The sequence below is a fragment of the Streptomyces sp. NPDC004752 genome (genome assembly GCF_053601275.1).
On sequence record NZ_JBSGBN010000099.1, the window covers coordinates 23,335 to 35,411 of the forward strand.

Annotated in this window: 9 protein-coding genes and 3 pseudogenes; 5 read left to right on the plus strand and 7 right to left on the minus strand. The window is 73.4% G+C overall.

From position 1 onward, the window contains the following. The first annotated feature begins 20 nt into the window (after positions 1-20). Together ACWEKM_RS32600 and ACWEKM_RS32605 are read left to right on the plus strand one after the other, a co-directional pair. A complete protein-coding gene (locus ACWEKM_RS32600; protein ID WP_451624873.1) occupies positions 21-923 on the plus strand; it encodes a class I SAM-dependent methyltransferase in 903 nt (300 codons plus the stop codon). Positions 924-1,354: 431 nt separating this feature from the next. Continuing rightward, positions 1,355-2,161: pseudogene (locus ACWEKM_RS32605) on the plus strand (lysylphosphatidylglycerol synthase transmembrane domain-containing protein); the annotation flags it as partial. Positions 2,162-2,274: 113 nt separating this feature from the next. On the opposite strand, the gene ACWEKM_RS32610 reads toward ACWEKM_RS32605, so the two are convergent. After that, positions 2,275-3,099 carry a creatininase family protein gene (locus tag ACWEKM_RS32610; protein WP_451624864.1) on the minus strand — a complete coding sequence of 275 codons (825 nt, stop codon included), beginning with the start codon at positions 3,097-3,099 and terminating at the stop codon, positions 2,275-2,277. Between the two features lie 38 nt (positions 3,100-3,137). Here ACWEKM_RS32610 and ribA point away from each other — a divergent pair, with 38 nt between their 5' ends. After that, entirely contained in the window at positions 3,138-3,797 is a 660-nt protein-coding gene (gene ribA, locus ACWEKM_RS32615) for a GTP cyclohydrolase II (protein WP_451624865.1), read from the plus strand. Between the two features lie 32 nt (positions 3,798-3,829). Here the strand turns inward: ribA and ACWEKM_RS32620 are convergent, their stop codons facing one another. Next, positions 3,830-5,053, minus strand: coding sequence for a serine hydrolase domain-containing protein (locus ACWEKM_RS32620; protein WP_451624866.1), 1,224 nt, complete (start codon positions 5,051-5,053; stop codon positions 3,830-3,832). Positions 5,054-5,473: 420 nt separating this feature from the next. Here ACWEKM_RS32620 and ACWEKM_RS32625 point away from each other — a divergent pair, with 420 nt between their 5' ends. Next, complete coding sequence (locus ACWEKM_RS32625) at positions 5,474-7,399, plus strand: glycosyltransferase family 39 protein (RefSeq protein ID WP_451624867.1); 1,926 nt, start codon at positions 5,474-5,476, stop codon at positions 7,397-7,399. Positions 7,400-7,413: 14 nt separating this feature from the next. On the opposite strand, the pseudogene ACWEKM_RS32630 reads toward ACWEKM_RS32625, so the two are convergent. From ACWEKM_RS32630 to ACWEKM_RS32650, 5 genes and pseudogenes are all read right to left on the minus strand, one after another. Beyond that, positions 7,414-7,889: pseudogene (locus ACWEKM_RS32630) on the minus strand (histidine phosphatase family protein). A 6-nt stretch (positions 7,890-7,895) separates the two neighbouring features. Next, positions 7,896-8,777, minus strand: a complete 882-nt coding sequence (gene gnd / locus ACWEKM_RS32635) for a phosphogluconate dehydrogenase (NAD(+)-dependent, decarboxylating) (RefSeq protein WP_451624868.1) — start codon at positions 8,775-8,777, stop codon at positions 7,896-7,898. A gap of 18 nt (positions 8,778-8,795) precedes the next feature. After that, on the minus strand, positions 8,796-8,933 hold the full coding sequence (locus tag ACWEKM_RS32640; protein WP_451624869.1) for a hypothetical protein: 138 nt from the start codon (positions 8,931-8,933) through the stop codon (positions 8,796-8,798). A 1-nt stretch (position 8,934) separates the two neighbouring features. Next, positions 8,935-9,861 (minus strand): glucose-6-phosphate dehydrogenase assembly protein OpcA, encoded by a 927-nt coding sequence (gene opcA / locus ACWEKM_RS32645; RefSeq protein ID WP_451624870.1) that lies wholly within the window; start codon positions 9,859-9,861, stop codon positions 8,935-8,937. Between the two features lie 8 nt (positions 9,862-9,869). Then, positions 9,870-10,250, minus strand: a pseudogene (locus ACWEKM_RS32650) (glucose-6-phosphate dehydrogenase); the annotation flags it as partial. A gap of 488 nt (positions 10,251-10,738) precedes the next feature. Between ACWEKM_RS32650 and ACWEKM_RS32655 the strand changes: the two are divergent. Then, positions 10,739-12,077: FAD/NAD(P)-binding protein (locus ACWEKM_RS32655; protein WP_451624871.1), on the plus strand; the 1,339-nt coding region annotated here is incomplete at its 3' end.

Here is a 12,077-nt window from a genome sequence, read left to right on the forward strand (position 1 = left end):
GCGAGGGGGCCGGGCCGGTCATGGCCCCCGGCCCGGTGCCGCGGCCGGGGGAGCGGCCCACCGTGCGGCTGCGCGAGTCCGGGCCGCAGGAGCCGCCGCGGTACGCGCCCGAGTGGCTCGAACTGCGCGAGCCGGCCGACGCCACGGCCCGGGCGGTGGACCTGCTGGACCCGCTGCGGATCCGGCTCGCCAATCTGCCCGGCCGGGCCGACGGGCTGGTGGTGCACGACCTGGGTTGCGGCACCGGGTCGATGGGCCGCTGGCTCGCGCCCCGCCTGGACGGCGCCCAGCACTGGATCCTGCACGACCGCGACCCCTACCTGCTGCACTTCGCCGCCGTGGGCTCCCCGCGCGCCGCCGCCGACGGCAGCCGGATCACCGTGGAGACACGACGCGGCGACGTGGCCCGGCTGACCCCGGACGCGCTGACCGGCGCCTCGCTGGTGACGGCGTCCGCGCTGCTCGACGTCCTCACCCGCGAGGAGGTCGAAACGCTCGCCGGGGCCTGCGTGGGAGCGGGCTGCCCGGCGCTGCTGACCCTCTCGGTCGCCGGACGCGTCCACCTCACCCCCGCCGACCCGCTGGACGCGGACATCACCGAGGCGTTCAACGCCCACCAGCGGCGCACGCGCCTGCTCGGCCCCGACGCCGTCACCGTGACCTGCGACACCTTCACCGCCCGCGGGGCGACGGTGCAACTACGCCCGAGCCCCTGGCGCCTGGGGCCCGAGGAGTCCGCGCTGACGGCCCAGTGGCTGCGCGGCTGGGTGGGCGCGGCCGTCGAGCAGCGCCCCGACCTGGCGCAGCGCGCCGACCGCTACCTCCAGGACCGCCTGGCGGCCTGCGCGGCGGGCGAGTTGCAGGTCGTCGTCCACCACACCGACCTGCTCGCCCTGGTCCGCCCGACGGGCCACGCCTCATGACTCCGCGCGCGGCGGGCCCCGGGAGCAGGCCGCACACCCCGGCCCGCACCGACCGCACCCGCCCGGTTCCACCGGCCCAGCGGCACCAAGCGCACCAGCAGAACCCGCACCCTGAGCACTCGCAGAACCTGCGGGCCGCGATCCCGCAGCACCCGCGGCCCGCGATCCCGCTCGGCGCTCCGCCCGCGCCCGGCGCCGCGGCGACGCTCCCCGACCGGCCCGGCACGCCCGGCATGCCCGACCCGCCCGGTACTTCACCGGCGAGCCCGGCGCCGCCCGCCGTCGCGCACCGGTCCGGCACCGCGCACGTGCCCGCACCCCTGCCCGACGCCACGTCCGTATCCGCCGCAACGCCCCCGCGCGACGACCCGTTCGCGCACCCCCGCCCGGCAGGCCCCGTCCGCAGGGGTTCCCGGGGCGGGCGGCGGGGGATGTCGGCGGTGCGCCGCGCCGTGTGCGGGCGTCTGGGTGCCCTGGTCGGGGCCGGGATCCTCGGGGTGCTGTTGTGGCGTCTGGGGACCGGGGTGTTCCTGGACGGGCTGCGGCGGATCGACCTGCGGACGCTGCTCGTCGCCGTGGGCATCGGCGTCGTCACCACCGTGTTCAGCGCCTGGCGTTGGCAACTCGTGGCCCGAGGGCTGCGGATCCGGCTGCCGCTGGGGTCGGCCGTCGCCGACTACTACCGCGCGCTGTTCCTGAACGCGGCCCTGCCCGGCGGCGTGCTCGGCGATGTGCACCGGGCGGTCCGGCACGGGCAGAGCGCCGGGGACATCGGGCGCGGCGTCCGCTCGGTCGTGCTGGAGCGGGCCGCCGGGCAGGTCGCGCTGGCCGTGGTCGGCGCGGCGGCGCTGCTCACACTGCCGTCCCCGGTCCGTGACGGTGCCCGGGACTTCGCCCCGCCGACGGCCCTCGCCGCGGTCGGCGCCTGCGCCGTCGTCCTCGCCGTCCGTATGAACCGCGCCCCCTCCCGCCGTCGCGGCACCCTGCGCACCGCCCTCGCCGAGGCCCGCGAGGGACTGTTCTCCCGCGCCAACTGGCCCGGCGTCGCCGTGTCCTCGGCGGTCGTCCTGGCCGGACACCTCGCGATGTTCGTGGTGGCGGCCCGGGCCGCCGGTTCGACGGCCTCCGTCGCGGCGCTGCTGCCCCTCGCGGTCCTCGCCCTGATCGCCATGGGCCTGCCCCTGAACATCGGCGGCTTCGGCCCCCGGGAGGGCGTCACCGCCTGGGCGTTCGGCGCCGCCGGCCTGGGCGTGAACAGCGGACTGGCCACGGCCGTCGTGTACGGGGTGCTCGGCCTCGCGGCGAGCCTGCCCGGCCTCGCCGTCCTGATCGCCCGCTGGTGCGCGGGACTTCACTCACGCACGGCCGAACCGCCCTCCGCCGACGCCCCGTTCCCGGCTCCGCCGGCCGCCGCTGCCCCGGAGGCGAGCAGGGTGAAATATCCCGCGAAGGATTCCGCGAGGCTCGCCAGCAGATTCTTCCCCTTTTCCGCCGACCCCAGAGAAGGACGGCCGATCACCCCGGATTCGGTATAGGCGGACATTCCCGCGGTGAGCAGATGACGTCGGTCGTCCGCGATGACATCGGCGGACTCGTAACCAGGACGGACCCATTCGGGATGAGCGTGCAGCAGAATGGAGGTCTCGATTTCCCCCGCGTGCATGTCGGTCAGCAGCGAGGTGCGCACCCCGGCCCGCTCCCGGGCCCTCTCCCAGTCCTCGGCGGCCGGGAACAACGCCATCCGCTCCCCGCGCGCGGCGGACTCCTGAACCACGTTGCCCAGCACGTAGTTGCCGCCGTGGCCGTTGACCACGGCGAGCGCGTCGACGCCGGACCCGCGCAGCGACGCCGCGATGTCCCGCACCACCGCGTGCAGGGTCACGGCGGAGATACTCACGGTTCCCGGCCAGGCCGCGTGCTCGTGCGAGCAGGACACCGTCACCGGAGGAAGGAGGTGCACCGGGTACGCCGCGGCGATCTCCCGCGCGACGGCGCAGGCGACCAGCGTGTCGGTCGCCAGCGGAAGGAACGGACCGTGCTGCTCGAAACTCCCCACGGGAAGGACGGCGACCTGTGACGAGACGCCCGCACCGCGCGTCCGCACGTCCTTTGTGGTGTCCGTCGGCAGCACCCCGTATGCCGCGTATGCCGCCGCGTGCGCGCCCGAACCACTCATCTTTCCCTGGCCTTTCGTCTCTGCTTAGGAACCAGATCATGACAGAAAACATCGGCGTACTCGGCCCGAAGTCCACACGGCGTTCGGGCGTGGAACGCGTGGTGAACGCACCGCTGCCCACCGCGTACGGGAAATTCCAGGCCATCGGTTATCTGGACCACGACCGCGGTGACGAGCAGGTCGCGCTCGTCCACGGTGACCTCGGCGCCGAGGACGTGCTGACCCGGCTCCACTCGGAGTGCCTCACCGGCGACGCGTTCGGCTCCCAGCACTGCGAGTGCGGCGACCAACTCGCCTCCGCGCTGCGCGCCGTGGTCGCCGAGGGCAGTGGCGTCGTCATCTATCTCAGAGGGCACGAGGGCCGCGGCATCGGACTGCTCGCCAAGCTGCGCGCGATGGCCCTGCAGGCGGAGGGCCTCGACACCGTCGAGGCGAACCTCGCCCAGGGGCTGCCGGTCGACGCCCGCGACTACGGCGTGGCCGCCGCGATCCTGCGCGACCTGGACGTCACCTCGGTGCGGCTGATGTCCAACAACCCGCGCAAACGCGAGTCGTTGCTGCGACACGGCATCCAGGTCGCCGAGGAAGTACCGCTGCTGATCCCGCCGTGCGAGAACAACATCACGTATCTGCGGACCAAGCGGGAGCGCCTCGACCACCATCTGCCCCATCTGGACGCGGTGGCGCACTGGTCCTGATGAGGGCCGCGGCGGCACCTCCCCGGCCGGACTCAGTCCACCACCGCCTCGTGCACCAGCCGCTTCAGCTCCGGGAACACCTTCAGCGTCCTGGGCCGCACCTGGGTCATGAACTGCACGGTGAGATCACGGCCCGGGTCCACCCAGAAGGTCGTCGTCGCCACCCCGCTCCAGCCGTAGGTGCCGGGCCCGGCCGGGGCCGCGGTGCGGTCCGGGTCGATCACCACGGAGACGCCGAGGCCGAAGCCGACCCCGTCGTTACCCGGCTCCCGGTGCGCGGGGGCGCCAAAGGCGCGCAGGTCGGCGCCGCCGGGCAGCTGGTTGCGGGTCATCAGGGCCACCGTCTGGGGCCGCAGCAGCCGGACGCCGTCCAACTCGCCGCCCCGGCGCAGCATCTCCGCGAACCGGTGGTAGTCATAGGCCGTGGCCACCATGCCGCCGCTGCCGGACAGAAACCGGGGGCGGCCGCGCAGCGGCAGACCCGGGATCGGCTCGATGCCGCCGCCCTCGGTCTCCCCGTACAACTCGCCGAGGCGGTCGGCCTGTTCGGGCACGAGGTACAATCCGGCGTCCGGCATCTCCAGCGGGCGGAAGATCCGCTCGGCGAAGAACGCGTCGAGCGGCTGCCCGGAGACCACCTCGACGACCCGGCCCAGCACATTGGAGGCCACCGAGTAGTTCCACCGCGTGCCCGGCTCGAACTGCAACGGCAGCCCGGCGTACACGTCGATCGTCTCGGCGAGGTTCGCGCCGGGCGGCACCGACGACTCCAGGCCGGCGGCCCGGTACAGGGCGTCGACCGGGTGGGAGTGGTAGAAGCCGAACGTCAGGCCCGCCGTGTGGGTGAGCAGATGCCGGATCAGCACGGGGCCCTCGGCCGGGCGGGTGGTGACCTCGGTGCCGAAGCCGCCTTCGTACACCCGCGGGTTCGCGAAGGCCGGGAGGTGCCGGTCGAGCGGATCGTCCAGGGACAGCAGGCCCTCCTCCACCAGGAGCAGCACGGCGACCGCGGTGACCGGCTTGGTCATCGAGTAGATCCGCCACAGCGTGTCCGGCTCCACCGGCAGCCCGGCCGCCCGGTCACGATGGCCGTACGCCGTGAGATGGGCGACGCGGCCGCCGCGGGCGACGGACACCAGATAGCCGGGCAGTCGGCCCTCGTCGACGTGCTGGGCGAAGTACTGGTCGAGGCGGTCCAGCGCCTTCGGGTCAAGACCGGCCTCGTCCGGGTCGACTTCCTGTCGCAGCTGTGCCATCGCTCTCCTTCGCTCGGGTGGTACGCGGTGACGCTCCGCTGGGTGAACGGTGCCTCCAAGTGTCGTTGGTCGGCTGCGGGAGCGTTGTGGCTGGTTGCTTCCCCAAGTTCTCGGCTTCGCTCGAACAGGGGGGACCCCCATCGCGGCGGAGCCGCATATGGACACAGCCCCGCGCCCCTTTGGGGGGCGGCCGAATAGGTCTCTTGACGGGGCACCGTCGTTGGCCTCGGCCTCTCGCGGCGCAGCACGTCGGGTGGCCCCGTACCGACCGAGGGGCCCGGTGTGGGGCGGGTGAGAGGGCGGTGAGATCTCACTTCGTTTCATGGTCCGTACGGGTTGGCCGACCCATACTCACGAAAGTCCCGGAATGCGCCCCGCGTTCCGGACCCGAGTCGACCCGGCTGCCCTGGAAGGCCGTTCATGCCGAGCACCGTCAGCGAACCACGCACCGAGGTCCGCACGGGCCCGCCGCCGCCCCCGGCCGCGCCGCGCACCCGTGCCGACCGCTACGAGCGTCCGGTGCTCCTGTGTATCGCGGCCCTCGCCGCGCTGCTCTTCCTCTGGGGCATCGACGACAGCACCTACCACGCCTTCTACGCGAGCGCCGCGCGCAGCATGACCGACAACCCGGTCGCCTTCCTCTACGGCTCCTTCGACCCGGCGAACTCGATCACCCTCGACAAGCTGCCCGGGTTCCTGTGGCCCCAGGCCCTGTCGGCGCTGGCGTTCGGCTTCCACCCGTGGGCGCTGGTGTTCCCGCAGGCCGTCGAGGGCGTGGCCTGCGTGTTTCTGCTCCATCTGGTGGTGCGCCGCTGGGCCGGGGTACCCGCCGGTCTCGCGGCGGCCGGTTTCCTCACGCTCACCCCGGTGACCGTGGGCGTGGGGCGGTCGGTGGTCGAGGACGCGCCGTTCGTCCTGCTGCTGCTCCTCGCCGCCGAGGCCACCCAGCGCGCGACCGAACGGGCCCGGCCGCGCACCCTGCTGCCGGCGGCCTTCTGGGTGGGCGTGGCGTTCCAGTGCAAGATGCTGGAGGCATGGGCGGTGCTGCCCGCGCTGGCCGTGACCTACCTGGTCGCCGCCCCCGCCCCATGGCGTCGCCGGGCCGGTCATGTCGTCCTGGCCGGCGCGGTGGCGGTGGCGGTGTCGCTGTCGTGGATGCTGGTGGCCACCCTCACCCCGGCCGGGTCCCGGCCCTATATCGACGGCACCACCGACAACTCGGCGTTCGGCATGGTCGTCGGCTACAACTTTCTGACCCGTTTCCACGCGGTCGGCGTCGACGCGGTCGGCAGCGGCAGCATCGTCACCGGCCGGCCCGCGCACCCGGGCGGTGTCCACGCGGTCGGCATGGGCGACAGCGTCTGGAAGATGTTCAGTCCCGGCCTCGCCACCCAGACGGGATGGCTGTACCCGCTCGCGGCCCTCGGGCTGGTCGGCGGCCTGGTGGCGCTGTGGCGGCGGCGCGTGCCGCGCACCGACCGTCTGCTCGCCGGGCATCTGCTGTGGGGGGTGTGGCTGGTCACCTTCTTCGTGGTGTTCAGCTTCGGCAGCGTGACCGGTCACACGTACTACATGGGCGTCGTCGCGGTGGCCCTGTCGGCGCTGGCCGGCGCCGGGGTCGTCCAGGGGTGGCGGGCGGTCCGGGCCGGGGGCCGTGCGGCCTGGCTCCTCCCGGTGGTGATCGCCGTCAACGTCGCCTGGTGCGCGGCCCTCGCGCTGTGCTACCCGCGGTTCTTCGGCTGGTCGGCGCCCGCCGCCGGTGTCCTCTGTCTGGCCGGGCTCGCCCTGATCGGTGTGCGGCGCAGGCATGCCGTCACGGCCGGAACGGCCATCGCTCTCACCGCGGTCCTGCTGATACCCGCCCTGTGGTCGGCCTCGGCGCTGTCCCTGCGCTACAACCAGCCCGGCAGCTTCGGCCGGGTCGGCCCGAGCAGCACCCGCACCGCTGACACGCTGACGACCCTGACTCCCACACGGCACCGGCTGCTGGCCTACCTCACCGCGCACCGTGACGGCGCCCGCTATCTGGCGGCCGTGCCCGGCTGGACCGTCGCCGCGCCCTACGTCATCGCGGCCAACGCGCCCATGCTGTCCGTCGGCGGGTACACCGGACACGTCCGGTTCCCCACTCCGCCGGGCCTGAGCCGGCTGGTCGACACCGGTCGGCTGCGTTTCGTGCTGCTGCGCCGCTCCGACGTGGTGGCGCACCCCCGCGCCGGACGGACCCCGGCCGACGCGGTGGCCCGCTGGACCGTCGTCCACTGCGCGTCTGTGCCGTCGGCCGCCTACGGCGAGCACGGCGGCCCGTACCTGCTGTACCGCTGCGGCCCCGGGCACGGCGGGTGATCCGGGCCGGGGCGTCAGGCGGTTCTGTTCCACTCCGCGATCACGGGTCGGCCGTGTTCCGCGGACAGTCGGCTGACCGTGCCGGTCGCCGGCTGGAAGAGGCGGCCCTCGGCGGGCGGCAGCCCCAGTCGGCGGGCGGTGAGCACCCGCGGGAAGTGGGCGTGGGCGACGAGCACCACGTCGCCGGTGTCCCGGGCGAGGATGGTATCGATCCGGGACAGCACCGGGTCGGCCCGCCGTCCCGCCTGTGTGGGTGACTCGCCGGGGTACCCGTCGGGGCCGGGCGGTACGCCGTCCGTCCACAGGTCCCAGCCGGGGCGGATGCGGTGGATCTGGCGGGTGGTGAGGCTCGACAGGAGTGGAGCGAGGGGCTTGGCCTGTTCCTCGCCGTGCCGGGTCAGCGGCAGGTCGGTCCGGCTGGTGTGCTGGTGTGCTGTCCCGGCAGGCTCCACTCCGTCTCGCCGTGGCGGACCAGTATGAGGTCCCCCACGGCCGGTCAGTCCTTCGCCGATTCGACGGCGTGGCCGCCGAACTGGTTGCGCAGCGCCGCGATCATCTTCATCTGCGGGGAGTCGTCCTGGCGCGAGGCGAAGCGCGCGAAGAGGGAGGAGGTGATGGCCGGCAGTGGTACCGCGTTGTCGATGGCTGCCTCGACGGTCCAGCGGCCCTCGCCGGAGTCCTGCGCGAAACCCTTCAGCTGCTCCAGGTGCTCGTCCTCGTCCAGGGCGTCCACCGCGAGGTCGAGCAGCCAGGAACGGATGACGGTGCCCTGCTGCCAGGAGCGGAACACCTCGCGCACGTTGTCCACCGAGTTGACCTTCTCCAGCAGCTCCCAGCCCTCGGCGTACGCCTGCATCATGGCGTACTCGATGCCGTTGTGGACCATCTTGGAGAAGTGCCCGGCGCCGACCCGGCCCGCGTGGACATAGCCGTACGGGCCCTCCGGCTTGAGCGACTCGAAGATCGGGTGCAGTCGCTCGACATGCTCCTTGTCGCCGCCCACCATCAGCGCATAGCCGTTCTGCAGGCCCCACACGCCGCCGGAGACACCCGCGTCGACGAAGCCGACGCCCTTGATGCCGAGTTCCGCGGCGTGCTTCTCGTCGTCGGTCCAGCGGGAGTTGCCGCCGTCGACCACGGTGTCGCCGGGCGACAGCAGATCGCCGAGTTCGTCGACGACCGACTGGGTGGCGTGACCGGCCGGGACCATGACCCACACCACGCGCGGCGCGTCGAGCCGTTCGACCAGTTCGGGGAGGCTCTTCACGTCGGAGAGGTCGGGATTGCGGTCGTAGCCGATGACGGTGTGGCCGGCGCGGCGGATGCGTTCGCGCATATTGCCGCCCATCTTGCCGAGGCCGATGAGTCCGAGCTGCATATCAGTTCACTCTTCTCTCTACACGTTCTTGAGCGTGCGGTAGCCGGCGACGAGGGCGCTGGTGGACGGGGCGAGGCCGTCGACCTCGGCGCGGTGGTCGGCGAGCGCGACCCACTCGGGCCGCCCGGTGAGCACGGGATGAGGGGACTCGGCCATGTCAGGTGTTCTCCTTGGTGCCCTCGCCGCGCAGGGCGATGGCGTACATCTCGTCGGCGTCGAGGCGGCGCAGCTCCTCGGCGATGAGTTCGGAGGTGGGCCGGACCTTCAGGGCGAGGGTGCGCGGCGGCTGCCCCGGCAGGGTCAGCGTGGCGAGCGGGCCCTCCGGCCGGTCGATGACGATCTCCCCGTCCATGGTGCCCAGGCGGACGGCCGTGACCACCGGTCCGGCCGTGACGACCCGTTCCGCCGGGACCCCCAGGCGCGCCTCCAGCCAGCGGGCGAGCAGCTCGGCGCTGGGGTTCTCGGCCTCGCTCTCCACGGCGGCCGAGGTGATCTTCACCCGGGCCTGGTCCAGGGCCGCGGCCAGCATCGAGCGCCACGGGGTGAGCCGGGTCCAGGCCAGGTCGGTGTCGCCGGGCGCGTACGAGCGGACCCGGGCCTCCAGGGCGTCCAGCGGGTGCTCCACGGCGTACATGTCGGTGATCCGGCGCTGGGCGAGCGTGCCCAGCGGGTCCTTCGCCGGGTTGTCGGGCGCGTCCACCGGCCACCACACGACGACCGGGGCGTCCGGCAGCAGCAGCGGCAGCACCACGGAGTCGGCGTGGTCGGAGACCTCGCCGAACGTGCGCAGCACCACCGTCTCGCCGGTCCCTGCCTCGGAGCCGACCCGGATCTCCGCGTCCAGCCGTGACCGGGTGCGCTCGCGGGGGGTGCGGGCGTGCCGCTTGATCACGACCAGGGTGCGCGAGGGGTGCTCGCGCGAGGCGTCCTCGGCGGCCTTGAGGGAGTCGTAGGCGTTCTCCTCGTCCGTGACGATCACCATCGTCAGGACCATGCCCACCGCCGGGGTGCCGATGGCACGGCGACCCTGTACGAGGGCCTTGTTGATCTTGCTTGCCGTGGTGTCGGTCAGGTCGATCTTCATGGCCTGCGTCAGCTCCGTCCGTGTCGTGCGAGCATCTCGTCGGCTTCGTCGGCTTCGTCGGGTCTCCGGCCGTCCGACGCGTACTGCGCCGGCCCGCCGTCCGCCGCCCAGTACTCCTCGATCGGGCCGAGGATCTTCCAGGACTCTTCCACTTCCTCGGGCCGGGGGAACGGATTGGCGTCGCCGAGCGGCACGTCCAGGATGAGCCGCCCGCATGCCTCCGGGCTGGACTCCGTGAACGACTCGCCGTAGACGCAGTCCATGGAGACGTCCCGGATCTCCATCGAGGTGCCGGGCGCCCTGGAGCCCAACCGGACGGTCATGCCCTCGTCGGACCGGGCGCGGATGACGACCGCGTTCCGCCCCGGCTCCGCGGTCGCGGTTGCTTCGGTCACAGTGATCATCTTCTTTCTGGCGATCGGATCAACCGCGGGCGGCGGCCAGGGATTCCCGATTCCCGGGCGTCGGCGGCGACCTGGGCCCTGACGGCCGGGCAGGACGCTGTCCCGGTAGGTCTGGTCCTGTTCGTCGAACCACTGCACGGACGACAGTGCCCGGCACCTGGTGTCCGAGCACGGGTTCGAAGTTCCCGTACGGATGGGCCTGCGGGGGCGCGCGGGTGAACGTCCGGAACCGGGGTTGCTCGGGCCGGTCCGCTCATGAGCACAGTATGAACGGCCGATCGGTTGTCCTGAGTTTCCGGTGAGATCGCCGCCCCGGCAGAGCTTCCCCACCAAACCGATCCGAAGGGACCTGCAGAAGTCCGAAGAGGTCCGCAGAAGTCCGAAGAGGTCCGAAGAGGTCCGCAGACGTCCGTAGAGGTCCGTAGAGGTCCGAACAGAGAAGAAGCAGTTCACCCATCCTGCCGGAGGTATCCGTGACCGAAGTCCGCAAGCGACCCGCCGTGGCCATCGTGGGAGCCGGCGCGTCGGGCACCCTCACCGCGGTCCAGCTCTGCGAGACGGCGGCCCGTCGCCGGATCCCGCTAGACCTCGTCCTGATCGACCCGGCCCCGGAGGCGGGCCGCGGCGTCGCCTACGCCACCCGGGACCCGCGGCACCGCCTGAACGTCCCCGCGGGCGGCATGAGCGCCTACCCCGACGACCCCGGACACTTCACCCGCTGGCTGTGCCGGCACGGCGAACCCGCCGTCACCGGCGCCGACTTCGCCACTCGGTACCGCTACGGCGCCTATCTCGCCGACGCCCTCGGCCGGGCAGTCGTCCGCGCCCACGGCACCGTCGCCGTACGCCGGTTGCGCACCCGGGCGGAGGACTGTACCGGCACCCCCGACGGCCGGGTGGAGATCCGCCTCGCCGACGGGGGACCACTGATCGCGGACGCCGCCGTCCTCGCCACCGGACCCGCCGCCCCGGCCGCCGCCTGGGTCCCGCCCCGGCTGCGCGAGGCCCCCCGGTTCATCGGCACGCCCTGGGCGCCCGGCGCCCTTAACGGCCCGTGCGCCGACACCGCCGACGTGCTGCTCGTCGGCACCGGCCTGACCGCCGTCGACCTCGCCCTCACCCTCGACCACCCCGGCCGCACGGTGCACGCCCTCTCCCGCACCGGCCTGCTGCCGCAGCCGCACGCGCTCGGCCCGGCCGGGTCCATGCCCGCGCCCGCCGACCTGCCCGACGCCTCGCTCGGCCGACTGCGCCGGGCCGTCTACCGGCATCTGAGCCGCTCCGTACGTATCCACGGCGACTGGCGCCCCGCCCTGGACAGCCTGCGCCCGCACACCACCCGGCTGTGGCGCAGCCTCACCCCCGAGGAACGGGAGGAGTTCCTGGCCCGCGAGGGCGCCCTGTGGAACACCCACCGCCACCGCATGGCCCCCGCCACCGCCGAACACGTCTCGCGCGCCCGCACCGCCCGCCGACTGCACGTCCACACCGGCACGGTGGTCGGCGCCCACGGCGACGCGGGGCTCCGCGTCGAGCTGTCCGGCGGCCGGACGCTGCACGTGGGATGGGTGATCGACTGCACCGGCCCCGGGCGCCGCCCCGACGACCCGCTGTGGCGCGCGCTGTTCGCCGCCGGTACCGCGGTCGCCGGCCCGCTCGGCATGGGCGTCGCCACCCGTGACGGGCGCCTCGTGGACGCCCGGGGCCGCACCGGGGCGCCCCTGTTCACGCTCGGCGCGCCGCGCCGCGGCGAGCTGTGGGAGACCACCGCCATCCCCGAAATCCGCGGCCAGGCAGCCGAGTTGGCCGGGC

Coding starts and splice junctions, on each gene's coding strand:
- opcA (WP_451624870.1), bottom strand. CDS start 9,861: ATGAAGATCGACCTGACCGACACCACGGCAAGCAAGATCAACAAGGCC.
- ribA (WP_451624865.1), top strand. CDS start 3,138: ATGACAGAAAACATCGGCGTACTCGGCCCGAAGTCCACACGGCGTTCG.
- ACWEKM_RS32600 (WP_451624873.1), top strand. CDS start 21: ATGGCCCCCGGCCCGGTGCCGCGGCCGGGGGAGCGGCCCACCGTGCGG.
- gnd (WP_451624868.1), bottom strand. CDS start 8,777: ATGCAGCTCGGACTCATCGGCCTCGGCAAGATGGGCGGCAATATGCGC.
- ACWEKM_RS32610 (WP_451624864.1), bottom strand. CDS start 3,099: ATGAGTGGTTCGGGCGCGCACGCGGCGGCATACGCGGCATACGGGGTG.
- ACWEKM_RS32620 (WP_451624866.1), bottom strand. CDS start 5,053: ATGGCACAGCTGCGACAGGAAGTCGACCCGGACGAGGCCGGTCTTGAC.
- ACWEKM_RS32640 (WP_451624869.1), bottom strand. CDS start 8,933: ATGGCCGAGTCCCCTCATCCCGTGCTCACCGGGCGGCCCGAGTGGGTC.
- ACWEKM_RS32625 (WP_451624867.1), top strand. CDS start 5,474: ATGCCGAGCACCGTCAGCGAACCACGCACCGAGGTCCGCACGGGCCCG.